Here is a 24,015-nt window from a genome sequence, read left to right as displayed (position 1 = left end):
ACATTCACCCGCCACATTCAGGCACCCCGTGTCGCCCGTAATTCCCACAGCACATCCAACACGTGCTGGGTGGCGCGTTCGACTTTTTCCGCGCGGTGCGCGATGCCCAGCGGCCGCCACAACGCCGGGAGCAACGGCCGCATGATGATGCGCGGGTCGGCTTGGGGTGCGGTGGCTTCGTGCGGCAGCAGGGTCGCGCCGTAGCCGGCGGCCACCAGGCTTTTGATGGCGTCGTTGTAATTGAGCTGGATGCGGGGGCGCGGGTTCAGGCCGGCGGCGGCGAACCATTCGCCGGTCTGGCGCGAGAGCCGCGTGGTGGCGTCGTTCAGGATCAGCGCACGGTCCGCAAGCCAGGCGGGGGTGACGCGGGCAGGCGCCTGCCAGCTTGCCGGCAGAAAGGCCATGACCGGATCGCGCCGCCAGGGCTTGATGACGAGGCCATCGATAGGCGGCTGCGGCAGCGCCACCAGCCCCACGTCCAGAGTGCCGTCGTTCAAGCGCTGCAAGGTTTCCTGAGAGGTCAGCACCGCCACCTGCACGTCGATACCGGGGTGATGGCGGCCCAGTGTTTCCAAGGCGCTGGGCAGCAGATGCGCAATGGCGCCGGTAGAGGCGCCCAGGCGGACGCGGCCCGACAACCCCTGCACCTGCCTTTGCACATCGTCCAGCGCCTGATCGGCTTCGGCCAGCAGCCGGCGTGCGCGTTCCAGCAGCGTGTCGCCAATGGTGGTGGGCCGGACCTGGCCGCGCTTGCGCGTCAAAAGCGGCGCGCCGATGCGGGCTTCCAGATCGGCCACGTGCAGGCTGACGGTGGGCGGCGCCAGATGCAGCGCGCGGGCGGCCTCGGCGAATGAGCCCAGGTCGGCAATGGCGACCAGGGTGCGCAGGCGATCCAGGCTGATTTCACGCATGGGGTTGATGTTCAGTAAACATGAATTGAACGGTCATGATATTCGACTTTTCTTATCGAAGAGCCAGGCCGAAGATACGGCTTGAACTTAACCGCTGCTACCTCTGCGGCTTCAACCCCTAAACCCTCATCCCTGATCAACCCCTCCCTCGACGGACCAGCCATGACCCACCCCCTAGTCTTTATCGACGGCGACCAAGGCACCACCGGCCTGCAGATTCATGAACGCCTGAACGGCCGTACCGACCTGCGCCTGCTGACGCTGCCCGAGGCCGAACGCAAAGACGCGCAACGCCGTGCCGACGCCATTAACGCCAGCGACGTGGCCATCCTGTGCCTGCCCGACGAGCCGGCGCGCCAGGCGGCGGCGTCGGTGGTGAACCCGGCGGTGCGCATCATCGACGCCAGTTCGGCGCATCGCACCACGCCGGGCTGGGTCTATGGCTTTCCCGAAATGAGCGCGGGCCAGGCCGACCTGATCGCGCAGGCCAAGCGGGTCAGCAACCCCGGCTGCTACCCCACGGGCGCCATCGCCTTGCTGCGCCCCTTGATCCAGGCGGGGCTGGTGCCCGCCGACTATCCGATGGTCGTGCATGCGGTGTCGGGCTATTCGGGCGGCGGCCGCGCCAGCGTGGATGCCTACGAAGGGGCGGGCGGCGTCCAAGGCCCGGCGTTCCAGTTGTACGGCTTGGGCCTGGCGCACAAGCACACCCCCGAGATCGAAACGCATGCGGGGTTGACGCAGCGCCCGGTGTTCGTGCCGGCCTACGGCGCGTTTCGCCAGGGCATCGTGCTGACGATTCCGTTGCAGACGCGCTTGCTGCCGGCAGGGGTGAACAGCGAGCAATTACATGCTTGCCTGCACCAGCACTACGCGGCTACCACGCACGTGCAGGTGGTGCCGCGCCAGGAAGCCGCCAGCCATACGCATCTGGATCCGCAGGTACTTAACGGCACCAACGACCTGCGCTTAGGCGTCTACGGCAACGAGCAACACGGCCAGGTATTGCTGACCGCGGTGTTCGACAACCTGGGCAAGGGCGCGTCCGGCGCGGCGGTGCAAAACCTGGACCTGATGCTGGCCGCGATGGCATGAGGTGATGGCATAAGACAATGGCGCCTCGCTGGAAGCGGGGCGCCATTGCTGTTCAGGGCATCACGCGTTTATCGTCACCCCTGCATTGCCTTACCACTTCATTTCGCCCTTGGCGACCTTGGCGCTCAACTCCAGGGACGCGGCCGCGCCCGCTTGCGGGTACTGCGCCTTCATGGCGGCGATCAGCGCGGCGCTGTCGGCGGCCTTGGCGGTTTGCGTGTCAAAGGCGCGGATGTAGCCCTGCGTATAGCGGACGGATTCCAGGTTCAGCGGTGCGCCCGGCGCATAGTGGCCCGGAATGACCGTCACCGGCTTCAGCGCTTCAATGCGCGCCAAGGTGGCCAGCCAATCCTTGTGCGATTGCGGCGTCTGCGTATCGGCCATCCACACATGCAGGTTGCCGAACACCACGACGCCACCCACCACGGCCTTCAACGACGGAATCCACACAAAGCTGCGATCGGGTTGCGGGCCGTCCAGGCCGGTGATTTCCAGCTTCTGGCCTTCCAGCGTCAATTGGCTGCCTTTCAGCACCTGCGGAATTACGGCCCGGGACGGCGCATCCGCGCCCAGCTTGGGGCCCCAGAACGCCAGCTTGCCGTCCACCGTTTCCTTGATGTGGTGCACCGTGGGTTCGGTGGCGACGACGCGCGCATCCGGGAAGGCGGCCACCACGGTGTCCAGGCCGAAGTAGAAGTCGGGGTCGCCGTGGCTGATGTAGATGGTGGTCAGCGTCTTGCCGCTGTCGCGCACCATTTTCACCACTTTTTCGGCTTGCGATTTACCAAACTGCGCATCGATCAGGATGGCTTCGTGCTGGCCGCTGACCAGCACGGAAGACACTTGGAAGATGGCGTCGTTGCCGGGGTTGAAATGGGTCAGTTGCAGATCGGTGCCGGCAGCGTGGGCAACGTAGGCGGGGCTGATCAACAAGGTCAGCGCGGCGCTTTGCAGCAGGCGGCGAAAGGTGGGGAAGGAAGACATGGCGGCGGCTCGTGAGTGGAGGGGGAAGGACGCCAGTCTAGTAGCGGCATTCGCGCCGATCTATCCCTGTCTTTGCCAGAGTCTGTTGCGCATTTCGATCAAATCATGCCGGGTTCGGATCCGCCAGGGTTGCCTCGACCTGGCGTCGCAGCCACATCGTGCCCGGATCGCTTTCAAAGCGCGCGTGCCAGTGCACGGTCACGCTTAGCGGCGGCAGGGCGATGGGCAGGGGGCGGATTGCAAAAGCGTTGTCGCGGTTGAACCAGATGGCCGCGCGGTAGGGCAGCGTGACCGTCAAGTCGGTACGGCGCACGATTTCAGCGGCAGCCGAAAAATGCGGCAGCGTCAGATACGGCTGGCGATGCAGGCCGGCTTCGCTCAGCACCTCGTTCAGCAAGCGGTGCGCGCTGGCGCGCGAGGCCACCAGAATGTGATCCAGCCGCTTGAACTGGCCGCGCGTCAGCCCGGCCGACAGCACCGGGTGGCCACCTCGGCCCATGCAGACATAGCGTTCGCTGAAGAGATCGGCGTGACAGGTATGGCGGCCCAGCCCCGCCAGGTTGCCGATGGCCAGGTCGACTTCGCCCTCTTTCAGCGCCTGCGGCAATTGTTCCAGCGCAATCTCCATCACTTCCACTTGCAGGCGCGGCGCCAGCGCATGCACGCGCTCCATCAGCGGCGGCAGGAACACCATTTCGCCGATGTCGGACATCGACAGGCGAAAGCGCCGGGTGCTGGTGGCCGGGGTGAATTGCTGGCGCAGGCTGACCGCTTCGGCAAAGCTGTTCATGCCGCGTTCGATGGGGTCGGCCAACGCAAACGCCACCGGCGTGGGCTGCATGCCGGTGGCGGTGCGCACGAAAAGCGGGTCGTCGAACTGTTCGCGCAGACGGGCCAGCGCGTAGCTGACGGCGGGCTGCGTCAGGTTCAGCCGCTGCGCGGCGCGGGTCACGCTGCGTTCATGCAGCACCGTCAGGAAAACCCGCATGAGATTCAAGTCGAAGTCCACGCATGCCTCTGATATCAGCCGTATTTATAAGATAAATAATAGCCATAAATTTGACACATAAATAGTTGATTCCTAGACTAATTTCACTAGAGCCGCTGACCGGCAGGTAGCGGCAGAACAACCGGGGAAAGCGTCGTCATGCATGCGTTGACATTACCGTCGTTGTTGGTGGAACAGGCCGCGCGCCAGGGCGAGCGCTTGTGGGTGCAGGCCCCGGGCGGCTCGCTGCGGTTCTGCGATGCGCCGGCCCACGCGGCAAGCTGGGCCGCGCGGTTGGCGTCGGCGGGCGTGGCGCGGGGCGATCGGGTAGGGCTCATGGCCGGCAACCGCCAGGAATTTCTGTCGATCGTGCTGGGCTGTGGCTGGCTGGGCGCGGTGGTGGTGCCCATCAACACCGCGTCGCGCGGCATGCAACTGCGGCACATCCTGGCCAATAGCGGCTGCGTGTTGCTGGTGGCGGATGCGGCCTCCTGTCCGGCGCTGGCGGGCCTGGCATCCGTGGCCGACATGTCGCACGATGATGGCCCGTTGGCTTTGCGCGCGATCTGGCTGCTTGACGAGATCGATGCTGCCGACGCGCTGCCCGCGCCTGCGACCCTGGCGCCGTCGGAATCCCTCGCCGCCACACCGCCGTTGCCCGCCGCCGACATCCGGCCCGGCGACATGCTGGCCATTCTGTACACCTCGGGCACCTCCGGCCCGTCCAAGGGCGTGTGCTGCCCCCACGCGCAGTTCTATTGGTGGGGCAGGATCGCCGCGCGCAACCTGGAAATTTCAGATGCCGACGTGCTCTACACCAGCCTGCCGCTGTTCCATACCAATGCGCTGAACGCCTGCTTCCAGGCGCTGGTGACCGGCGCTTCCATCATTTGCGACGAACGCTTTTCGGCAAGCCGCTATTTCGACCGCCTGCAAGCCACGAACGCCACCGTCACTTATCTATTGGGCGCCATGGTGCCGATGCTGCTGTCGCACGACGCGCGTCCCGCCGAACGCGGCCATCGCACCCGCATCGCCTTGGCCCCCGGGGTGCCGGAACGCTTTCACGGTGTGTTCGCCGAACGCACCGGCATCGCCTTGCTGGAAGGCTACGGCTCCACCGAAACCAATTTCGCCTTGGGCGGCACGCTTTCCGAGCAGCGGCCGGGCACGATGGGCCGCGTGGCGCCTGAGTTTGACGCCATCGTGGCCGACGAACACGACGCGCCGGTGCCCGATGGCGAGCCGGGCGAACTGCTGCTGCGCGCCACGCCGCCATTTGCTATCGCCACGGGCTATTTCGGCATGGCCGACAAGACGGTTGAGGCCTGGCGCAACCTGTGGTTCCACACGGGCGACCGCGTGGTGCGCGACGCCGACGGCTATTTCCGATTCCTGGACCGCTTGAAAGACGCCATCCGCCGCCGAGGCGAGAACATCTCGTCCTATGAAGTGGAACAGGTGCTGCAAGCGCATCCGGCCGTGGCCACCGTGGCCGTCTATGCGGTGCGTTCCGAGTTAGCCGAAGACGAAGTGATGGCCGCGTTGGTCTACAAGGCGGGGCACGCGCCCACGCCCGAAGCCCTGCTTGATTTCTGCCAGCCTCGCATGCCGTATTTCGCCGTGCCGCGCTACCTGCGCGTGCTGGACGATCTGCCGCGCACCGAAAACGGCAAGGTCCGCAAGTTCCGCTTGCGGGAAGAAGGTATCACCGGCGACACCTGGGACCGGGACGCCGCTGGCTATCGCGTGGCGCGCTGAGGCGCCGTTGATCCACTAAAAATCCAAGGGGCGGCAATGACGATGGCATACAAGGGGGCGGCGTTGTCCGCCGAAGACGAAGCAAAGAGAAAGCGCACCCGACGCGTGGTGACGGCCTCGGTCGCGGGCAATGCCATGGAGTGGTACGACTTTTTCATCTATGGCACGGCGGCCGCGCTGGTATTTGGCGACCTGTTTTTTCCCAAGGGCACGGACCCGCTGCTGGGCACCATGGGCGCGTTCGCGGGGTTCGCGGTGGGCTTTCTGGCACGGCCGCTGGGCGGCGTGATCTTCGGCCACGTCGGCGACCGCTACGGCCGCAAGCTGGCGCTGGAGTGGACGCTGGGGCTGATGGGCGCGGCCACTTTCCTGATTGGCCTGCTTCCCACTTACGAGCAGATTGGCTTTTGGGCGCCGGTGGCGATGGTGGTGCTGCGTGTCTTGCAGGGCGCGGCGGCGGGCGGTGAATGGGGCGGCGGCGTGCTGCTGATCAGCGAGGCCGTCGGTGGCAAGCGGCGCGGCTACTTCTCGTCGTTCAGCCAATTGGGCGTGGCGGGCGGCTTCGTGCTGTCGTCCGGCGTATTCATGCTGGCGCAGCAATTGCCGCAGGACGCCTTCATGAGCTGGGGCTGGCGCCTGCCATTCCTGTTCAGCGTGCTGATCTTCGGCGTGGGGCTGTACATCCGCAAGCACATCCCGGAAAGCGAGGAATTCGTGCAGGCCAAGAAGACGGCCAAGCGCGGCATGCCGGCCGTGGAAGTGTTTCGCCGCTACCCGCGCCAAGTGTTGACCGCGATGGGCTTGCGCGTGGCCGAGAACGGCGGTTCGTACATCTTCCTGGCCTTTGCGCTGGCCTACGGCAAGTTCCTGGGCATCCCCAACGACGTGATGCTGGGCGGCGTGCTGGTGTCCATGTTCATCGAGCTGGGCACGCTGGTGTGGTTTGGCCATTTGTCTGACCGCATCGGGCGGCGCGCGGTGTACCTGATTGGTTCGGTGGGCCTGGTGCTGGTGGCGTTCCCGTTCTTCTGGATGGTGCAGACGAAAGAGCCGCTCTGGATCTTCCTGGCCTTCTTCCTGGGCAACACGGTGTGCCACGCCGCCATGATCGGCACGCAACCCGCGTACTTTGCCGAACTGTTTCCGGCCGAAGTCCGCTACACGGGCCTGGCGTTGGGCCACGAGCTGGCGTCGGTGTTCGCGGGCGGCCTGTCGCCCTTGATTGCGATGGCGCTGCTGCGCAAGTATGAATCGGCCACGCCCGTGGCGTGGTTCCTGGTGGGCATGGCGGCCATTACGGTGGTGACCTTGTTGCTGACCCGCAATCCGCCCAGGCAGGACACGGAATGAACCCGGCCCTGTCTGCTGGCCACGGCCCCGGCCCCGGCATCGTCGCGGTAGGCGAAACCCCGGCCTTGCGCCATCCCGAGCCCACATGCACGACGGCGGGCTTGATTGCGCAGGCCGTCGGGCAGGCGCTGCGTCAGGCGGGTATTGCTCCCGCGCAGGTGGATGGCCTGGGCGTGGCGTCGTTCACGCTGCGCCCCGACCGCGCCATCGACCTGGCCTGGCGGCTGGGCTTGCGGCTGAACTGGTGCATGCAGGACGAACTGGGCGGCGCCAGCGCCATCAACCTGTTGCGCCAAGCCTGGCTGGCGCTGGAAGCGGGGCAGGCGCAAACCATTGTGTTGGTGTCGGGCGACCATTTCACGGGCGCGGATTTTGCCGGGCTGGTGCGCGGCTACAACCGCAGCGCGCAGGAATATCTAAGCCCGCTGGGTAGCGATGGGCCCAACCCGCTGTTTGCCATGCTGACCCAGCGGCAGATGGCGCAAACGGGGCTGCGGCGTGAAGATTACGGCGCCTTGTGCGTTACGCAGCGCGGCTGGGCGGCCGACAACCCCAACGCGGCCTATCGCCAGCCGCTGACCTTGGCCCAATACCTGCAAGCGCCGATGGTGGCGCCGCCGCTGGGCCGGCTGGACTGCGTGCCGGTCGTCAGCGGGGCCAGCGCGCTGGTGCTGCAAGCGCCGCCCACGGGCGTGCATGTGCGGCTGTTGGCCAGCGGCGCGCGCTACAACCACGACCAGCAGGAAGGCGACGGCTTGCAGACCGGCATTGCTGAATTCGCGCCCGGCCTGTGGCGTCAGGCGGCGGTGGGGCCGGCAGACATGGATGTGGTCAGCGTGTACGACGACTATCCGGCGATGGCGCTGGCGCAATTGCACGACCTGGGCTTTGCCGGCACGGACGATCTGCCGGGCTTCATCGCCCGCCGCATCGCCACGCGCGCGCTGCCCGTGAATACGGCGGGCGGCCAATTGTCGGCGGGCCAGGCGGGGACGGCGGGCGGCATGCACGGGCTGGTTGAGGTGGCTCGGCAATTATTGGGTCAGGCGGGCGCGCGGCAGTTGCCAGGCCTTCGGCACGGCGTCGTCACGGGATACGGCATGGTGCAACTGCGCTACGGCATGTGCGCCAACGCGGCCGTGCTGCGCCGGGAGGAAATATGAATCTGCATGTAGATGAACACCTCGGGGACCAATGCCGCGTGGATGAATGCCGCGCCTGTGGCCATCGCGTCTATCCCGCCCGGCTATGGTGCCCGGCTTGCGGACACGATAAGGCGCGGCCGGTTGCAGTGGACGAAGGCGAACTGCTGGCCTGGGCGGTGATGCCGGACAAGGGCAGGGCGGCGCAGCCGGATTCCGGATCTGACTCACCAAATCCCCCCCGTTCCCCTGGCCTCGCTGACTCGGGGTCGGTCATCATCGCGACGGTACGCGCAGTGCCCGTGGGGCCGGTGCTGGTGGTGCGGCTGCAAGCGCCGCCTTCGCATATTGGCCAGCGCTTGCGTCTGTTCCAGCGCCAGGTGTCGGGCCGCGCGCTGCCGTGGGCGGAGCCGCTGCCGGACCAGACCCGTCAAGCCGACCCGGAAGCCAGCGCTTTGAAGCCGAACCCTAAAGCCTGACCTTCGACGCCGAACCCGGCACCGGCCAGCCGCTTCACTGCGCCGCGCGTATCGATTCCAGCCGTTGCGCCAACGACGCGGTGGACAATTCGCCCACGCGCAGGTCCACCAGGCGGCCCTGGGCGTCCAGGAACAAGGTGGCGGGCAGGCCGCGATTGCTGAATTTGCGCGATGCCTCGCCCGCCGGGTCGATCAGTACGTTCTGCAAGCCGGGCGCGTGCTCGTCCAGGAATTTCGTCACGTCGCCTGGCGCTTCCGCCTGGTTCAGGAAAACGAAGTTGACGTCCGGATTGGCGGCCTGCGCGGCGGCAAACGCCGGCATTTCGCGGCGGCACGGCGGGCACCAGCTTGCCCACAGGTTGATGACGGTGGGCTTGCCCTGAAAGGCGGATAGCGCGGCGGGCGCGCCGTCCACGTTCTGTACCGCCAAGGCAGCCAGTTCGGGCTGCGGCTGCGGCGTGGACGCCAGCCAGCGTCCGCCGCCCAGCCACGCGGCGCTGGCCAGTGCCAAGGCGCCCAGCAAGGCCACGCGCGGCGCGCGGTGCCGGATCACGACGGCAATCGCATAGACCCAGGCAGCGGCCAGCCCGGCCAGCCCGATCCAGCCGCCGTCGCGCAGGTCCAGCATCTTGATCGGGTCGGGCAGGTAGTGGTCGCGGTATTGCCAGACAAAGGCGACGCGCGCGGCCAGCAAGCCGATGACCAGCGCCCGCCACAACACCGTGCTCAGGCGGGCCGCGTCTTCGCGCTGGCGGTTCAACAGGCGCGCCGCCAACACGCCGACCAGGGCGGCGGCAATCAAAATCGCCAATTCAGTGGGAAATACCAGCGGGCCGATACGGATGGCGGGGCTCATTTCCCACCCTCGGCCATGGCGGTGCGTGCTTGCGCCCGCTTGGTGTGGGCTTTCACGCCGTCCTTGATGTTGAATTCCATGTTTGCTTCCCGGATGAAGCAGGCAAGCCTAGCATGGCGCGCAGCCAGGGCCAGGGCGCTTTCCAGCACGGTCTTGCAGTAACGCTAAAATGGCGGCTCGCGGCTGGCTATCCAGCCCTTTTTGCATTGTTTTCCTGCATTCTTATTCTTGCGCCTCGCGCGCCCCTGACCATGAAAAAACTGACTGCTGTTTTCCTCGTGTCCGCGACCACGTTGCTGACCGCCTGCGGCCCCAGCGACGACGCCAAGCCGACCGCTGGCGCCCAGGCGCCGGCCGCCGCCAGGAAGGTGGTGGTGGGCCTGGATGACAACTTCCCGCCCATGGGCTTTCGCGACGCCAGCAACCAGATCGTCGGTTTCGACATCGACATGGCCAAGGAAGCCAGCAAGCGCCTGGGCATGGAAGTGGAATTCAAGCCTATCGACTGGAGCGCCAAGGAAGCCGAACTCAACGGCAAGCGCGTCGACGTCCTCTGGAACGGCCTGACCATCACTGAAGAGCGCAAGAAGAACATCAGCTTCACCGCGCCTTACATGGCCAACCACCAGATCATCATCGTGGGCACCGCCTCGCCCGTGAAGGTCAAGAACGACCTGGCCGGCAAGACCGTCGGTGCCCAGGACGGCAGCAGCGCCACCGACGCCATCGCTCGTGACCCCGTGGCCGCCCAGATCAAGGAAGTGAAGAAGTTCGGCGACAACGTCACCGCGCTGATGGACCTGGCCGCCGGCCGCCTGGACGCGATCGTGGTGGACGAAGTGGTGGGCCGCTACCTGATCAGCAAGCGCGCGGGCGAATACCGCGTGCTGGAAGAGAACTTCGGCACCGAAGACTACGGCGTGGGCGTACGCAAGGACGACACCGAATTGCTGGGCCAATTGGACAAGACGCTGGATTCCATGAAGCAGGACGGCACTGCCGGGCGCATCGCCACCCAGTGGTTCGGCGCCAACATCATCAAGTAAGCGGCGCGCGAACTTTCTTCAATGGACTACGTACTCTCTCTGCTGGGGCCGATGGCGGAAGGCGCGAAAGTGACCTTGACGCTGTTCTTCATCACGCTGGCCCTGGCAGTGCCCCTGGGCCTGGTGCTGGCCCTGGCGCGCATTTCAAAGTGGCCGCTGCTCAGCAAACTGGTCAACGGCTATATCTGGCTGATGCGCGGCACGCCGCTCATGCTGCAGATGCTGTTCATTTACTTCGCGCTGCCGTTCGTGCCGGTGGTGGGGATACGGCTGCCGGACTTTCCGGCGGCCGTGGTGGCCTTTGCGCTGAACTACGCGGCGTATTTCGCCGAGATCTTCCGCGCGGGCATCCAGTCGGTGGACCGTGGCCAGTACGAAGGCAGCAAGGTGCTGGGCATGACCTATCTGCAAACGCTGCGCCGCATCGTCCTGCCGCAGATGGTGCAGCGGGTGCTGCCGCCGATGAGCAACGAGACCATCACGCTGGTCAAGGACACGTCGCTGATCTACGTGCTGGCCTTGAACGACATCCTGCGCACCGCGCGCGGCATTGTGCAGCGTGATTTCACCACCACGCCGTTCCTGGTGGCGGCTGCCTTTTATCTGCTCATGACGCTTGTCCTGACGTGGTTCTTCCAGCACATGGAAAAGCGCTATGCCAAATATGACCAATAATCCGCCCGCAGCCGCCGTCGCGCCGACGGGCCGGCCCGTCATGATCCAGGCCAGCGCCATCAGCAAGTCGTTCGGCGCGAACCGCGTGCTGGACAAGGTGTCGCTAACGCTCGAACAGGGCGAAGTGGTGGCGGTGATTGGCCCGTCCGGCTCGGGCAAGAGCACGTTCCTGCGTTGCCTGAATCACCTTGAGACCATCGACGAAGGCAGTATCGAAGTCGAAGGCGAGATGATGGCGCGCGCCGGTGACGACGGCCGCAGCCACTACGCCAGCGATGCCGACGTGCGTCGCATCTGCCGCAAGATGGGCATGGTGTTTCAGTCGTTCAACCTGTTCCCGCACATGACGGTGCTGCAAAACATCATCGAAGCGCCGATCACCGTCAAGGGCATGTCCAAGGCGCAGATCATCCCCAAGGCGGAAGAACTGCTGCGCAAGGTTGGCCTGCTGAACAAGCGCGACAACTATCCCACGCGCCTGTCGGGGGGGCAGAAACAGCGCGTGGCGATTGCCCGCGCGCTGGCGATGGAGCCCGACATCATGCTGTTCGACGAGCCCACGTCCGCGCTGGACCCGGAATTAACGGGTGAAGTGCTGCGCACCATGAAGCAGTTGGCCGACGAACGCATGACCATGCTGGTCGTCACGCACGAAATGGGCTTCGCGCGCGAAGTGGCGCATCGCGTCATCTTCATGGACGAAGGCCGCATCGTCGAAGAAGCGCCGTCGGCGGAATTCTTCCGCGCCCCGCAGCAGGCGCGCACCCGGGAATTCCTGGCGCACATGCTTTGAAGGCGGCCTGAATTTGAAGGCGGCCTGAAAGCAGGGCCATGTCGGCCCGGAATTTCATGAGAAATTGACGCGCGGTTTCCCATAATAGGGGGCCGCGTTGTTTCGATTTTCCATCGACTTTCATTCCATGCCCCTTCAGTTTCCTCAAGCTTTTCCGCGCCGCGCATTCCCCGGCTGGCTGGTTCTGCTCGCCTTGGCCGGTTGGCTGGCAGCCCTGGCCTGGGCGCGCTGGCTGACCTTGCCCGACGAAGGCCGCTACGCGGGCGTTGCCTGGGAAATGCTGCGCAGCCATTCGCCCATGGTGCCGCTGCTGGATGGCATGCCGTACTTCCACAAGCCGCCGCTGTATTACTGGCTGGCGCAGATAAGCTACGCGCTCTTTGGCGTGCACGAATTCAGCGCGCGCCTGCCGTCGCTGCTGGGCGCGTGGAGCGCGGGGGCGGGGCTGTATGCGTTCGTGGCGCGCTATCGCGATGTGGCGCAGGCGCGCTGGTCGGTTGCGGTGCTGGGTTTGATGCCCCTGTTCTTCGGCGCCGCGCAGTTCGCCAATATGGATATGTTGGTGGCCAGCATGATCACGCTGTGCATCCTGGCGGCCGCCGACACCGCCTTGCGCCGCGAAGAAGGTCGACCATTTCGCGCCATGTCGATCGCAACCGGTGTGCTGGCCGCGCTGGCCGTGTTGGCCAAGGGCTTGATTGGCCTGGCCTTGCCCGGCGCCATTGTGTTGGCCTGGCTACTGCTGCGGCGCGACTGGCGCGGCATGCGGGCCTTGCTGTGGGCGCCGGCCTTGCTGGCGTTCGCCGTGGTTGCCGTGCCCTGGTTTGCGCTGATGCAGATGAAGTTTCCCGGCTTCTACCATTACTTCTTCGTCTACCAGCACTTCGAACGCTTCGCGCAAAGCGGCTTCAACAACGCGCAGCCGTTCTGGTTCTATGTGCCTATCGTGCTGGGTCTGGCCTTGCCATGGTCAATCTGGGGCGTGGCGATTTTTACCCGCGCGTTCTGGCGCGAGGCCGATCCGCAGGGGGTGCGCCGGCTGATGGCGATCTGGATCGCGGTGGTGATGGTGTTCTTTTCCATCCCGCAATCGAAGCTGATCGGCTATGTGCTGCCGGTGTTTCCGCCGTTGGCTTTCCTGATCAGTGAGCGTCTCGCGCCCGCCTGGGCGGCGGGCAAGCGGCGGGGAGCAAGCATTGCAGTCGTGGCGGCGGCCATCATCTGCCTTGGAGCCATCGTCGCGGCGGCGTTCAACCCGCGCGGTAGCGCCGGGCCGACCATGAAGGACTTGCGTGGCGAAATGCGGCCGCAAGACACGCAGGTTGCGCTGCACGCCTTGCCATTCGATCTGGGTTTCTACACGCAGGCGTCCGCGCCAGCCTGGATCGTCGACAACTGGAACGACCCCGAGGTTCGCACGCGCGACAACTGGCGCAAGGAACTGTACGACGCCGCCCAGTTCGACCCCGCCGCCGGCAAGCGGGTCTTGATTCAAAACGAAGATTTGACCGCGCGGCTTTGCGCGGCGGCCGACGGTACGCGCTTCTGGATCTGGGGCCGCGACGATGACGCCGGGCGCTATCCCGCGATCACTGGCGTGGCGCCGCGCTTGCCGGGCGCCACGCGCGCGGTATGGCGGCTGGATGTCGATGCCGCTTTCCGTCTACGGATGTGCGGCGGCACGCGGTAAACGGACTTGCCCGTCTATCCGTAATAAAAAAGCCGGCAGCCCTTGAAAGGCTGCCGGCTTTTTTGTGCTGGCGGCAAGTGCCGCCAAGCATGGACGCTTAGGCGATCGAGGCCAGCACCTGGTTCAGCGTGGCGCTGGGGCGCATGGCCTGGCTGGCCAGTGCTTCGTTCGGCTGGTAGTAGCCGCCGATATCCACCGGCTTGCCTTGCGCGGCCTTCAGTTCCTCAACGATCTTGGCTTCGTTTTCAGCAAACGCGCCTGCCGCGCCGGCGAACTGCGCGGCCAGGGCGCGGTCGTCGGTTTGCGCGGCCACGGCCTGGGCCCAGTACATGGCCAGGTAGAAGTGGCTGCCACGGTTGTCCAGGCCACCGACCTTGCGGTCCGGCGACTTGTTTTCGTCCAGGAACTTGGCGGTTGCCTGATCCAGCGTCTTGGCCAGGATCTGGGCGGTCGGGTTCTTGTACGCGCGGCCCAGGTGGTCCAGGGATTCGGCCAACGCCATGAATTCGCCCAGCGAATCCCAGCGCAGGAAGCCTTCTTCCAGGAACTGTTGCACGTGCTTGGGGGCCGAGCCGCCCGCGCCCGTTTCGAACAGGCCGCCACCGGCAACCAGCGGAACGATCGACAGCATCTTGGCGCTGGTGCCCAGTTCCATGATGGGGAACAGGTCGGTCAGGTAGTCGCGCAGCACGTTGCCGGTGACCGAGATGGTGTCCAGGCCTTCGCGGATGCGCTTGACCGAGAACTTGGTCGCTTCAACCGGGTCCATGATGCGCAGGTCCAGGCCGCTGGTGTCGTGGTCGTTCAGGTACTGCTTGACCTTGGCGATGATCTGGGCGTCGTGGGCGCGCTTTTCGTCCAGCCAGAAGACGGCGGGCGTCTTGCTGGCGCGGGCGCGGTTGACGGCCAGCTTGACCCAATCCTGGATGGCGGCGTCCTTGGTCTGGCACATGCGCCAGAGGTCGCCCGCTTCCACGGCTTGTTCCAGCAGGACCTTGCCCGACGCGTCGGTGACGCGCACGGTGCCCGATGCCGGGACCACAAAGGTCTTGTTGTGCGAACCGTATTCTTCGGCGGCTTGCGCCATCAGGCCGACGTTGGGCACGCTGCCCATCGTGACCGGATTGAAGGCGCCATTCTTCTTGCAGTCGTCGATGACGGCCTGGTAGACGCCCGCGTAGCTGCGGTCGGGAATGACGGCCTTGGTGTCTTGCAGATTGCCTTCGGCATTCCACATTTTGCCCGAGTCACGGATCATGGCGGGCATGGACGCATCGACGATGACGTCGCTGGGCACGTGCAGGTTGGTGATGCCCTTGTCGGAATTCACCATCGCCAGTTGCGGCAGGGTCTTGTAGGCGGCGTCGATGTCGGCCGTGATGGCGGCTTGCTGGTCGGCCGGCAACGATTGGATCTTGGCGTAGAGATCGCCAATGCCGTTGTTGGGGTCAAAACCGGCTTGTTTGAGCACGGCGGCATGCTTGGCCAGCACGTCCTTGTAGAACACGGACACCACGTGGCCGAAGATGACCGGGTCGGACACCTTCATCATCGTGGCCTTCAGGTGCACCGAGAACAGCACGCCGGTGGTCTTGGCGTCGTCGATCTGGGCTTGCAGGAAGGACTTCAGCTTGGCGGTCGACAGCACGGCGGCGTCGATGATCTCGCCGGCCTTGACCGGGGTCTTTTCTTTCAGGACCGTCTTCGTGCCGTCAGCGGCGGTCAGTTCGATCTTGACGTCGCCGGCCTCGGCGATCAGCGCCGACTTTTCCGTGCCGTAGAAATCGCCTTCGGACATGTGGGCCACGTGCGACTTGGAATCAGCCGACCAGGCGCCCATCTTGTGCGGGTGCTTGCGGGCGTAGTTCTTCACCGACAGCGGCGCGCGGCGGTCAGAGTTGCCTTCGCGCAGAACCGGGTTCACGGCGCTGCCCTTGACCTTGTCGTAGCGCGCTTTCACGTCGCGCTCGGTGTCGTTGGCGGGGGCGTCCGGGTAGTCGGGCAGCTTGTAGCCCTGGGCTTGCAGTTCCTTGATGGCCGCCTTCAGTTGGGGCATCGAGGCGCTGATGTTGGGCAGCTTGATGATGTTGGCTTCGGGCTTGACCGCCAGCGCACCCAGCTCGGCCAGCGCGTCGGACAGCTTCTGGCCGTCTTCCAGGTAGTCGGGGAAGAGGGCGATGATGCGGCCGGCCAGGGAGATGTCGCGCGTCTCGACCGTGATGCCCGCGGGCTTGGCGAATGCCTGAACGATGGGCAGCAACGAACGGGTTGCAAGCGCCGGCGCTTCATCGGTGAGGGTATAGATAATCTTCGGAGTAAGAGACATGATCCTTGAATCTGTTCGGCGCATAGCGCTTTCGGCGCAAACCCGAACATGCTAAGCGGCGTACGCCGGTAGATGTTGTCGAGAGTGGGTTCGTATGGGCAGATGCGGGGCAGGCTCCGGATCTACTCAACTTGGCAGCGCCCGTCCTTTATTTAATGGCCCGGTTGCCCGGTCATCCTGGAAGGTGCGGCTGCCACGAAGGCGGTATTGTAATACCGCGACACGCTTGACGCGCAGGGAAATCACCGATAAAGCCTGCGTTATGGACTCGATATCGCAGCAATACAGCTTCGATATGGGTTTGGGATGGGGTTTTGGCCAACAATTCCGCAGCCTGGCGGCCGCGCGATTTGACAAATTTCCGCGACGCGCGCAAGCTTGCCGCCATGAATTTCGTCGCCGTCCGCATTGCGCTGATTATTACCATCATTCCGAAAATGGTGGGTTAGCGCGCGACCGCAACAGTCACAGCCACCCGCCCCACGAGGCGGGTTTTTTGTGGCCGCCTCTGCCGGGCAAGTCTTCCCAAAGCAGAGAACCCCCCCATGCAAACCGCTCCGACAGACACCGCATTCCAGCACGGCAACGCCTCGCCCATGGCGTACCTGCGTCAGATCCTGAGCGCCCGGATCTACGACATTGCCCGTGAAACCGAACTGGATCTGGCGCGCGGGCTGTCGGCGCGGTTGAACAACACCGTCTTCCTGAAGCGCGAAGACAACCAGCCAGTGTTCTCCTTCAAGGTGCGCGGCGCCTACAACAAGATGCGCAACACACCGCAGGCTGCGCTGGACCGGGGCGTGATCACCGCGTCGGCCGGCAACCACGCGCAAGGCGTGGCCATTTCCGCTGCCCGCCTGGGCGTGCGCGCCATCATCGTGGTGCCGCAGACCGCGCCGCAAGTGAAGGTGGACGCGGTGCGCGCCCATGGCGGGCCGACCGTCACCGTGGTGCAGGCGGGTGATTCCTATAGCGATGCCTATGCGCATGCGCAGACGCTGGCGCAGCAGCAGGACCTGACCTTCGTGCCCGCGTTTGACGACCCCTACGTCATCGCGGGCCAGGGCACCGTGGGCATGGAGATCCTGCGCCAGCATGCCGGGCCGCTGCATGCGGTGTTCGTGCCCATCGGCGGTGGCAGCCTGGCGGCGGGCGTATCGGCCTATGTGAAAGCGGTGGACCCGTCGGTGAAAGTGATTGGCGTGCAGACCGTGGATTCTTGCGCGATGGCGCAGTCGATCAAGGCGGGCCAACGAGTCAGCCTGGCCGAAGTGGGGCTGTTCTCGGACGGCACGGCGGTCAAGCTGGTGGGCGAGGAAACCTTCCGCCTGTGCCGCGAATACCTGGACGAGATCATCCTGGTGGACACCGATGCGGTGTGCGCGGCGATCAAGGACGTGTTCCTGGATACACGTAGCGTGCTGGAACCAGCGGGCGCGCTGGCGGTGGCGGGTCTTAAGCAGTACGTCGAACGCGAAAACGCGCAAGGCTTGTCGATGGTGGCCATCACGTCAGGCGCCAACATGAATTTCGACCGCCTGCGTTTCGTGGCCGACCGCGCCGAAGTGGGCGAGGCGCGCGAAGCGGTGTTCGCCGTGACCGTGCCCGAGGAACGCGGCAGCTTTCGCCGTTTCTGCCGCGTGATCGGTCAGCGCAGCGTGACGGAATTCAACTACCGCATTGCGGATGCGCACACCGCGCACATCTTCGTCAGCATGCAGATTGCGCGGCGCGGCGATGCCGGCGAGATCATGGCGGCGCTGCAAGAGCAGGGCTTTTCGGTCAGCGACCTGACGCATAACGAAGTGTCCAAGCAGCACATCCGCTACATGGTGGGCGGGCGCTCGCCATTGGCGGGCGGCGAACGGCTGTTCCGCTTTGAGTTTCCAGAACGTCCCGGCGCGCTGATGAAGTTCTTGTCGGAGATGGCGCCCAACTGGAACATCAGCCTGTTCCACTACCGCAACCAGGGCGCGGACTTCAGTTCGGCGCTGGTGGGTATTCAGGCGCCCTTGGCGGATAGCGCGGCCTTGGATGCGTTCCTGCTGCAACTGGGCTACGCGCATTTTGAGGAAACCGACAACGAGGCGTATCGCCAGTTTTTGATTTGAACGGTCCCGCAGTATCTGGCGGCGCCTGGTAGACGAGGGCAGCCCCCGGACAGGCCCGGACAGGCTCAGAAAGCCCCTGACTTGCGCCGGCAGACCCCGCGTCGGGCTCAACCCCGCTTGCAGTTCGCCTTGACCGGCAAGGCGACGCCGGGCTTGAACCGCAACGTGGCGCCGCCCGTGGTTTGCGCGAATTGCAGCGTGGCGGCGCGCCAGCCGGGCACGTCGTCAAACAACACGTCGGGTTTGGCCGGCGACGGATACAGCGGGTCGGGGCGGTTGAATTCAATGGTGGGCAAGGTCAGGCACGTGTCCTTGATATCCAGGCGCGCCAGTTCGCGGCCGTCGCTTAAACGCACCGCGCGAAACGCCAGCGGCGTGTCCACGAATTTGACGACTTCCGGCACGATCCGCAGGTCGCCCTGCGCATCCTTGACGCGTGTGGCGGGCTGCACCACCACAACATCGCGGCCAGGCGGAATGGCCAGGTAGGCCACGTCGCCGTCCACATCCAGCAGCTTGCCCGCGCCCAGGTTCAGCGCCTTGAGCGGCGCGTGGCGGATCGTGACCGTTTCGGACCAAGCCGTTTCCACGCGAGTCCACCCTGGCATTCGCGCGTCTTCAAAGCGGGTGGCGGCCGGGCGGCTGCGTTCGCGCTGGTCGGCGAGCGCAACGCGCTTTACACGCAGCGCGCCGTCTACCACCTGCAAGTGCGCCAGGACGGTGTCGGCGCTGCCGCTGGTGAAGTAGGCCAGCACCGCGTCGGTCTCCAGCACCTTGGCATTGCCCGCGCAAAAGAAAGCATTGGCGTCCGGGTGCTTGCCGTCGGGATACAGCAGCCGACCGACGTCCCGGCCGCAAAGCTTGTTGCCCTGAAAGGTGATGGTGGTGGTGCGCGTGTTCTGACGCTGGCCGGTGTTCCAGTCGCCGCGGCTTGATGTTGCGACATCCACCATCAGGCCGTTGCTGTCGTAGAGCACGTCGGCGTTCGCCGGGGCGCTGGCGGGGCCCAAAAGCAGCAGCCCGAACAGCAGCCCGAACAGCAGGCCGAAAAACTGGCTTGCACGTAACGTCGGGATGCGACTTCGGGTCATCGGCGGGTTTCCTGGGATGGATGCAAGGGTGAATATATACCGCCTGCAATGGGCCGGGGGCGGCCTGGCCCTGGCGCGACTGATGAAAATTCAGCTTGATATAAGAATGTTATTACATTACATTTACGACCCGTTTTCATCTCTTTCCATGCCGCGCCAACCGGACGCGGCGGCCGTTTCATGCATCCCACGCCTATCACCGTTTCCCCCCATGCCAGCGCCACGCGCCTGCGTTCCATCGACGCCTTGCGCGGCCTGGTCATCGTCATCATGTTGCTTGACCATGTGCGCGAAACCTTCTTTCTGCACCATCAAGTCACCGACCCGATGGACGTGGCGGCCACCGACCCGTTCTTGTTTTTCTCGCGCCTGCTGGCGCACCTATGCGCGCCGGTGTTCGTCTTCCTGACGGGCGTGTCCGCCTGGCTATACGGCGCCAAAGCCGGCAGCCAGGGCGCCACGGCCGCTTTCCTGGCCAAGCGTGGCCTGTTCCTGGTGCTGCTGGAAGTGCTGGTGGTGAACTTCGCCTGGACGTTCCAGTTCCCGCCGTCCGTCGTCTACCTGCAAGTGATCTGGGTGATCGGCCTGAGCATGTTGGCCCTGGCCGCGCTGCTGTGGCTGCCGCGCGCGGCCTTGGTGGCGGTGGGCGTGGTGCTGGTGGCGGGTCACAACGCGCTGGACGGCGTGCACTTCGCGGTGGGCGAGTTCATGCATGTGCCGTGGGCCGTGCTGCATGACCGGGGTTGGATCAACGTGGGCGAGGCCTTGCGTCTGCGCACCTCGTACCCCTTGCTGCCCTGGATCGGCGTGATTGCGCTGGGCTACGCGGTGGGGCCGTGGTTCCAGGCCAAGGTGCCGGCGGCGGCCAGGCAGCGCGGGCTGTGGATGGCGGGTATCGCGGCCCTGATCGGTTTCGTGGTGCTGCGGGCCGTCAACGGCTATGGCCAAGCCCAGCAATGGGCCGTGCAGCACGACCTGCTGCACACCGTGATGAGCTTCGTGAACATCACCAAGTACCCGCCGTCGTTGATGTTCCTGCTGCTGACGCTGGGCTTGGGCCTGTGCCTGCTGGTGCTGATTGAACGTGCGCAGTCGGCCACATGGGTGGGCGTGCTGTGCGTGTTTGGCGCGGCGCCGATGTTCTTCTACCTGCTGCATTTGTACGTGCTGAAGGCCTTGTATCTGGCGGGCGAGGCAATCTGGGGCTTGAACCAGGGCAAGTTCTTCGGCGTGGACAGCATGGTCAGCGTGTGGCTGATATCGGTGCTGCTGGCCGTGGCGCTGTATTGGCCGGTGCGTGGGTTTGGCCGCCTGAAGGCGGCGCGGCGCGATATCGCCTGGCTCAAATACCTGTGAGGGCCGCGATGCGTTTACGTGATGTGGTCGTGGGCGCGGCTACCTTGTTGGCGCCCTGCGTGGCCGACGCGCAACAAAACCCCGTGACCTTGTACGGCGTGGTCGACCTGAGCCTGGCGGGCTTTTCGACCCAGGATCGGGGCACGGCTTTGAACATGCAATCCGGCGTGCAATCGGGCTCGCGCTGGGGGTTGCGCGGCAGCGAGCCCCTGGGCAACGGTCTGCGCGCCAATTTTCAACTGGAAAGCGGGGTGCTTGCCAACAACGGCAGGTCGGCGCAGGGAGGCCGTTTGTTCGGGCGCGCGGCCTGGGTGGGGGTGTCGGGCAGTTGGGGCGATCTTCGGCTGGGCCGCCAGACTTCGGTGTCGTCGGCAACGCTGGCGGACTATGACGCCTTTCTGGCGTCCTACCTGATCACGGGCGCGCAGACGGCGCTGCTGCCCTACAACGCCAACCGCGCCGACAATACCGTGGCGTTGTGGACTCCGTCAGTGGGCGGCTGGCGCGCGGGCGCGGACATCAGCCTGGACTACGACGGCGGCGGCGGTTTCAAGACCACATCGACCAACAAGCTCTACAGCGCGGCGCTGGTCTATGAACAGCCCGGCTACGCGGTCACGGCCACGGTGGAAGGCGCGCGCTGGGCGGACGGCACGGTGCAGTCCGCCGCCATGGCGCAGGCCGGCGGCGCGCGCCAACCCATTGCGTACACGCTGGCAGGCCGCGCCACGCTGGGCGCCTTCACGCTGTATGCGGCCGGGTCCATCATGCGCAATGGCTCCACGATACCCGCGGTGCAATCGCCTGGGCAGCGCGTGTACTTTCCCGGCAGCATCGTGCATGGCGTGATGGCCGGCGCCTCGTGGCGCACGGGCGCCAGCACCGTCATGGCATCGTGGCAAGGCAGCCTGCCGGGCGGTGGCGCTCTGGCCCGCGATGGCGCCACGCACACGCAGCAGATCTATTCGCTGGGGTATGTGCATGACCTGTCCAAGCGCACCAACCTGTACGCGGTGCTTGGCTACATGCGGGGCGCGTGGTCAGACCCGTCGTGGCATGAAACGCAGTACGCGGTGGGCATGCGGCATCGGTTTTAAGGCTGGGCTAGGCCGACAGCCAATTGCCATCGCCCTCGATCAGCTTGCCGCCATGGCTGGTTGAATCGCCCTGGCGCGCCACCGCCTGTCCTTCAATTTTGGCTACCGCCGAACCACTGACGATGACCGCCCCGCAACTGATGCGATCGCCCACCCGGGCAATGGCGCGGCCGTTGATGGCTGCGGTGGACGCGCCGCTGACGATGGTGCCGGGGCCATGGATGGGGCAGGCATGCGCGTGGCCGACGAGGGCGATGGGAATCATGGGGTCTCCTTGGGATAAGGGCAGAGTGGGCAATGGAGCCGAGATGCGGTGGTGCATCGGCGGCGGTGAAACCAATAGATGAAGCGAATAGAGGGAAGTCAGGGTTTCTTTTGCTCGCGCCATCGCAGTCTTGTGTTGAAGCGCTTTGGTCGCGCGGGAGGCGAACCCGGCCGCACCACCCATCGATGCGCGTTTTCCAGCAGCGCGGCACGAACGTCCGGCGGGTAATCGTCGATGGTGCTCAGCGGCGGGGTCGGCTTGCCGGGCAAGCCGGCTTCCCGAATGATCTTTGGCCAACGCGGACGCCAGCACAACAGCAGTGACAACCAATGCGCCAGCCCGATAATCACCAAGGCGGGGGATATCAACAGCATCCCAAGCCACGTCAACGGGCCGCTGTGACGCAAGTACGGGCCTAGCGCCTCGAACTGTGCCGCAAATGCCGGCCAAGGCAGGGGCAGGTGCGAACTCAGGCGCGGCGGGGTTACCGCATCCAGACCGCCTTCATCCATGTAGCGGCGGATGTATTCCCATTCGGCTTTCATTTCGAATTCGCTGACGCTCTTTTTACCGACGAAAGCCATGTTGGGAAACGGAAGCGGAGAGTAGGGCGGGTACCAGCCAACGACGAGGTTCACGCCGGGGACGGTATCGTGATGGATGTCGTCCCAAGGCAGAACGGCGATGCCGCCGCAACTGGGGGGGCGGTGCAGGTACACCTGGCGGGTGATGCGGTTGAAGCGGATGAGCAGGTGGCGGGACGTGAAGGATTCCAGGCGGGTGAAGCGGAAGAGGTATTTGAAGTAGATGTAGAGGAAGATGAATCCGAGCAAAAAATCAAAAGCCGTGTATGCGGCATCCCACGCGTCAAGGCTGCTCCAACCAAAGTGAGTAAGGTCAATGTGAACTCCCCGGACAGCGAGCGCCATCGGCAGAATGAACAAAGCAGAAATGAACGTAACGAAACCCCGCTTTTCTTCCATGCCGCCACAGCGCATTTCGAGAATGGTGTTGTCGCAAGCGTAGACGGGACCCCTGGATTTCGCGCGGTCAGAACGTGCTGCGCGCAATCGAGCGTATTCCGCGACGAGTACATCCTCATGGACAGGCTCTAAAGGCTTGCTGGCAAGATCGCTCGGATTGTCGGCTGTCTGTTCCTGTAGCCATGCATCGGATTTGATGACTGAGAGCCAAAGGAGCCACTCCATCAGGTACATCAGAGTATCTCCAGTAAGGCGGCGTACAGGCCTGCCAGCTCTTTTTCCATGTATGGGTGTGGGCGGCTGCTTTGATACTCGAGTCCACGATAGATAGAGCGCTTACACCATTTTTCTAGCGCGTCGTCATCAAAGATTGTTATGGCCAAAGTTGCTGCGGCTCCAACCAAAGTGCTGCGCAGCAAAAGGCTGCGTAATACCGTCAGCATCGCCGGCCTTCCGAGCAATGAAGATGTCCTGGCGGCCATAAGAAGGAGCGAGGTCATTGCTGACGACTGCCCGGCTCGCTCAGCCAAGATTCTTAGCATGGGCCCGGCCGCTGCGAAAGCGATGCTGGACTGGCTGGCTACGATGGCAAGTCCCGCTGCAAACCTAGTCGAGTAAGCGCGTGACAGGGTTTGCTTGCGCTCGTGCCTAGCGGCGCGTGCGTCCTCCCAGTCATACCCCATCAACACCACCCCACCCACCGCCGCGAGCGTTCCACCGACCAGCTTCAGCTGCCCCAGAAACACCGTCGCGCCGCGCCCGGTCGCGCTGGCGGCGCTGTAATGCCCCAGCACCAACCCCGTGCCCGCCGCAAGTATCTCCGTGCCCGCAGCCCCCGCAAGCAAGCCATGGGCGATCAACTCCCCGACGCCGCGTTCATCGCTGGGCATGTCCCGCACCCGCAAGGCAATCAACGCCGCTTCAAAGAACAACAACCAACTGCTGGCGCGTAGCTTGTAAAAATCACTGCGATGGGCATCCACAAGTTCCGTGGCAAACGCGAAGCGGGTGTTCCT

Annotated in this window: 22 protein-coding genes and 1 pseudogene; 13 read left to right on the top strand and 10 right to left on the bottom strand. The window is 64.8% G+C overall.

Annotated features, from left to right (window positions below):
* Positions 1-17: 17 nt before the first annotated feature.
* Positions 18-911, bottom strand: coding sequence for a LysR family transcriptional regulator (locus WBR68_RS30040; RefSeq protein ID WP_230696087.1), 894 nt, complete (start codon positions 909-911; stop codon positions 18-20).
* 162 nt (positions 912-1,073) lie between these two features.
* Between WBR68_RS30040 and argC the strand changes: the two genes are divergently transcribed.
* Positions 1,074-2,006 (top strand): N-acetyl-gamma-glutamyl-phosphate reductase, encoded by a 933-nt coding sequence (gene argC, locus WBR68_RS30035; protein ID WP_230696086.1) that lies wholly within the window; start codon positions 1,074-1,076, stop codon positions 2,004-2,006.
* A gap of 90 nt (positions 2,007-2,096) precedes the next feature.
* Here argC and WBR68_RS30030 read toward each other — a convergent pair whose 3' ends face one another.
* Together WBR68_RS30030 and WBR68_RS30025 are read right to left on the bottom strand one after the other, a co-directional pair.
* Positions 2,097-2,990: an MBL fold metallo-hydrolase gene (locus WBR68_RS30030; RefSeq protein ID WP_230696085.1), complete on the bottom strand. Its 894-nt coding sequence runs from the start codon at positions 2,988-2,990 to the stop codon at positions 2,097-2,099.
* A 103-nt stretch (positions 2,991-3,093) separates the two neighbouring features.
* Entirely contained in the window at positions 3,094-3,999 is a 906-nt protein-coding gene (locus WBR68_RS30025; protein ID WP_230696084.1) for a LysR family transcriptional regulator, read from the bottom strand.
* A gap of 126 nt (positions 4,000-4,125) precedes the next feature.
* Here WBR68_RS30025 and WBR68_RS30020 point away from each other — a divergent pair.
* The 4 genes and pseudogenes from WBR68_RS30020 to WBR68_RS30005 form a co-directional block, all read left to right on the top strand.
* Positions 4,126-5,739: pseudogene (locus WBR68_RS30020) on the top strand (ATP-dependent acyl-CoA ligase); the annotation flags it as partial.
* Positions 5,740-5,775: 36 nt separating this feature from the next.
* Positions 5,776-7,089, top strand: coding sequence for an MFS transporter (locus WBR68_RS30015; protein WP_230696083.1), 1,314 nt, complete (start codon positions 5,776-5,778; stop codon positions 7,087-7,089).
* Positions 7,086-8,252 carry a thiolase family protein gene (locus WBR68_RS30010; protein ID WP_230696082.1) on the top strand — a complete coding sequence of 389 codons (1,167 nt, stop codon included), beginning with the start codon at positions 7,086-7,088 and terminating at the stop codon, positions 8,250-8,252. The genes WBR68_RS30015 and WBR68_RS30010 overlap by 4 nt, the downstream gene beginning before the upstream one ends.
* Positions 8,249-8,710, top strand: coding sequence for a zinc ribbon domain-containing protein (locus WBR68_RS30005; RefSeq protein WP_230696081.1), 462 nt, complete (start codon positions 8,249-8,251; stop codon positions 8,708-8,710). Before WBR68_RS30010 ends, WBR68_RS30005 begins: the two co-directional genes overlap by 4 nt.
* Before the next feature lie 34 nt (positions 8,711-8,744).
* Here the strand turns inward: WBR68_RS30005 and WBR68_RS30000 are convergent, their stop codons facing one another.
* Together WBR68_RS30000 and WBR68_RS29995 are read right to left on the bottom strand one after the other, a co-directional pair.
* Entirely contained in the window at positions 8,745-9,566 is an 822-nt protein-coding gene (locus WBR68_RS30000) for a TlpA disulfide reductase family protein (RefSeq protein ID WP_230696080.1), read from the bottom strand.
* Positions 9,563-9,715: a hypothetical protein gene (locus WBR68_RS29995; RefSeq protein WP_230696079.1), complete on the bottom strand. Its 153-nt coding sequence runs from the start codon at positions 9,713-9,715 to the stop codon at positions 9,563-9,565. The genes WBR68_RS30000 and WBR68_RS29995 overlap by 4 nt, the downstream gene beginning before the upstream one ends.
* A gap of 102 nt (positions 9,716-9,817) precedes the next feature.
* Here WBR68_RS29995 and WBR68_RS29990 point away from each other — a divergent pair, with 102 nt between their 5' ends.
* The 4 genes from WBR68_RS29990 (at position 9,818) to WBR68_RS29975 (ending at position 13,770) form a co-directional block, all read left to right on the top strand.
* Positions 9,818-10,612 carry an amino acid ABC transporter substrate-binding protein gene (locus WBR68_RS29990; protein WP_230696078.1) on the top strand — a complete coding sequence of 265 codons (795 nt, stop codon included), beginning with the start codon at positions 9,818-9,820 and terminating at the stop codon, positions 10,610-10,612.
* A 21-nt stretch (positions 10,613-10,633) separates the two neighbouring features.
* Positions 10,634-11,287, top strand: a complete 654-nt coding sequence (locus WBR68_RS29985) for an amino acid ABC transporter permease (RefSeq protein ID WP_050444913.1) — start codon at positions 10,634-10,636, stop codon at positions 11,285-11,287.
* Positions 11,288-11,327: 40 nt separating this feature from the next.
* Positions 11,328-12,080 (top strand): amino acid ABC transporter ATP-binding protein, encoded by a 753-nt coding sequence (locus WBR68_RS29980; protein WP_050445013.1) that lies wholly within the window; start codon positions 11,328-11,330, stop codon positions 12,078-12,080.
* A gap of 127 nt (positions 12,081-12,207) precedes the next feature.
* A complete protein-coding gene (locus tag WBR68_RS29975; protein ID WP_230696077.1) occupies positions 12,208-13,770 on the top strand; it encodes an ArnT family glycosyltransferase in 1,563 nt (520 codons plus the stop codon).
* A gap of 97 nt (positions 13,771-13,867) precedes the next feature.
* Here the strand turns inward: WBR68_RS29975 and WBR68_RS29970 are convergent, their stop codons facing one another.
* Positions 13,868-16,096 carry an NADP-dependent isocitrate dehydrogenase gene (locus WBR68_RS29970; RefSeq protein ID WP_230696076.1) on the bottom strand — a complete coding sequence of 743 codons (2,229 nt, stop codon included), beginning with the start codon at positions 16,094-16,096 and terminating at the stop codon, positions 13,868-13,870.
* Between the two features lie 314 nt (positions 16,097-16,410).
* Here WBR68_RS29970 and WBR68_RS29965 point away from each other — a divergent pair, with 314 nt between their 5' ends.
* Positions 16,411-16,545, top strand: coding sequence for a hypothetical protein (locus WBR68_RS29965; RefSeq protein ID WP_255696328.1), 135 nt, complete (start codon positions 16,411-16,413; stop codon positions 16,543-16,545).
* 96 nt (positions 16,546-16,641) lie between these two features.
* Positions 16,642-18,207, top strand: coding sequence for a threonine ammonia-lyase, biosynthetic (ilvA, locus tag WBR68_RS29960; RefSeq protein WP_083447204.1), 1,566 nt, complete (start codon positions 16,642-16,644; stop codon positions 18,205-18,207).
* A gap of 107 nt (positions 18,208-18,314) precedes the next feature.
* On the opposite strand, the gene WBR68_RS29955 is transcribed toward ilvA, so the two are convergent.
* On the bottom strand, positions 18,315-19,298 hold the full coding sequence (locus WBR68_RS29955; protein WP_230696075.1) for a hypothetical protein: 984 nt from the start codon (positions 19,296-19,298) through the stop codon (positions 18,315-18,317).
* 180 nt (positions 19,299-19,478) lie between these two features.
* Here WBR68_RS29955 and WBR68_RS29950 point away from each other — a divergent pair, with 180 nt between their 5' ends.
* Both WBR68_RS29950 and WBR68_RS29945 read left to right on the top strand, forming a co-directional pair.
* Positions 19,479-20,654, top strand: coding sequence for a DUF1624 domain-containing protein (locus WBR68_RS29950; RefSeq protein ID WP_230696074.1), 1,176 nt, complete (start codon positions 19,479-19,481; stop codon positions 20,652-20,654).
* 8 nt (positions 20,655-20,662) lie between these two features.
* Positions 20,663-21,751, top strand: coding sequence for a porin (locus WBR68_RS29945; RefSeq protein ID WP_230696073.1), 1,089 nt, complete (start codon positions 20,663-20,665; stop codon positions 21,749-21,751).
* A gap of 7 nt (positions 21,752-21,758) precedes the next feature.
* Here the strand turns inward: WBR68_RS29945 and WBR68_RS29940 are convergent, their stop codons facing one another.
* From WBR68_RS29940 to WBR68_RS29930, 3 genes are all read right to left on the bottom strand, one after another.
* Positions 21,759-22,016, bottom strand: a complete 258-nt coding sequence (locus WBR68_RS29940) for a PAAR domain-containing protein (RefSeq protein ID WP_230696072.1) — start codon at positions 22,014-22,016, stop codon at positions 21,759-21,761.
* Positions 22,017-22,114: 98 nt separating this feature from the next.
* The gene (locus WBR68_RS29935; RefSeq protein ID WP_230696071.1) at positions 22,115-23,233 is read right to left on the bottom strand and encodes a hypothetical protein; all 1,119 of its coding nucleotides are present in this window, start codon (positions 23,231-23,233) and stop codon (positions 22,115-22,117) included.
* The coding region (locus WBR68_RS29930) for a hypothetical protein (protein ID WP_230696070.1) at positions 23,233-24,015 on the bottom strand (783 nt) is incomplete at its 5' end. The genes WBR68_RS29935 and WBR68_RS29930, both read right to left, overlap by 1 nt.

Source organism: Achromobacter sp. JD-1 (assembly GCF_038594925.1).
Lineage (GTDB): Bacteria > Pseudomonadota > Gammaproteobacteria > Burkholderiales > Burkholderiaceae_B > Achromobacter > Achromobacter spanius_C.
Note: the sequence above shows the minus strand (reverse complement) of the source record. Positions and strands in the feature narration are given on the sequence as shown.

Excerpts from the sequence above, each read along its gene's own strand:
- WBR68_RS30040 (WP_230696087.1), bottom strand. The coding sequence starts at position 911 with ATGCGTGAAATCAGCCTGGATCGCCTGCGCACCCTGGTCGCCATTGCC.
- argC (WP_230696086.1), top strand. The coding sequence starts at position 1,074 with ATGACCCACCCCCTAGTCTTTATCGACGGCGACCAAGGCACCACCGGC.
- WBR68_RS30030 (WP_230696085.1), bottom strand. The coding sequence starts at position 2,990 with ATGTCTTCCTTCCCCACCTTTCGCCGCCTGCTGCAAAGCGCCGCGCTG.
- WBR68_RS30015 (WP_230696083.1), top strand. The coding sequence starts at position 5,776 with ATGACGATGGCATACAAGGGGGCGGCGTTGTCCGCCGAAGACGAAGCA.
- WBR68_RS30010 (WP_230696082.1), top strand. The coding sequence starts at position 7,086 with ATGAACCCGGCCCTGTCTGCTGGCCACGGCCCCGGCCCCGGCATCGTC.
- WBR68_RS30005 (WP_230696081.1), top strand. The coding sequence starts at position 8,249 with ATGAATCTGCATGTAGATGAACACCTCGGGGACCAATGCCGCGTGGAT.
- WBR68_RS30000 (WP_230696080.1), bottom strand. The coding sequence starts at position 9,566 with ATGAGCCCCGCCATCCGTATCGGCCCGCTGGTATTTCCCACTGAATTG.
- WBR68_RS29990 (WP_230696078.1), top strand. The coding sequence starts at position 9,818 with ATGAAAAAACTGACTGCTGTTTTCCTCGTGTCCGCGACCACGTTGCTG.
- WBR68_RS29985 (WP_050444913.1), top strand. The coding sequence starts at position 10,634 with ATGGACTACGTACTCTCTCTGCTGGGGCCGATGGCGGAAGGCGCGAAA.
- WBR68_RS29980 (WP_050445013.1), top strand. The coding sequence starts at position 11,328 with ATGATCCAGGCCAGCGCCATCAGCAAGTCGTTCGGCGCGAACCGCGTG.
- WBR68_RS29975 (WP_230696077.1), top strand. The coding sequence starts at position 12,208 with ATGCCCCTTCAGTTTCCTCAAGCTTTTCCGCGCCGCGCATTCCCCGGC.
- WBR68_RS29970 (WP_230696076.1), bottom strand. The coding sequence starts at position 16,096 with ATGTCTCTTACTCCGAAGATTATCTATACCCTCACCGATGAAGCGCCG.
- ilvA (WP_083447204.1), top strand. The coding sequence starts at position 16,642 with ATGCAAACCGCTCCGACAGACACCGCATTCCAGCACGGCAACGCCTCG.
- WBR68_RS29955 (WP_230696075.1), bottom strand. The coding sequence starts at position 19,298 with ATGACCCGAAGTCGCATCCCGACGTTACGTGCAAGCCAGTTTTTCGGC.
- WBR68_RS29950 (WP_230696074.1), top strand. The coding sequence starts at position 19,479 with ATGCATCCCACGCCTATCACCGTTTCCCCCCATGCCAGCGCCACGCGC.
- WBR68_RS29945 (WP_230696073.1), top strand. The coding sequence starts at position 20,663 with ATGCGTTTACGTGATGTGGTCGTGGGCGCGGCTACCTTGTTGGCGCCC.
- WBR68_RS29940 (WP_230696072.1), bottom strand. The coding sequence starts at position 22,016 with ATGATTCCCATCGCCCTCGTCGGCCACGCGCATGCCTGCCCCATCCAT.
- WBR68_RS29935 (WP_230696071.1), bottom strand. The coding sequence starts at position 23,233 with ATGTACCTGATGGAGTGGCTCCTTTGGCTCTCAGTCATCAAATCCGAT.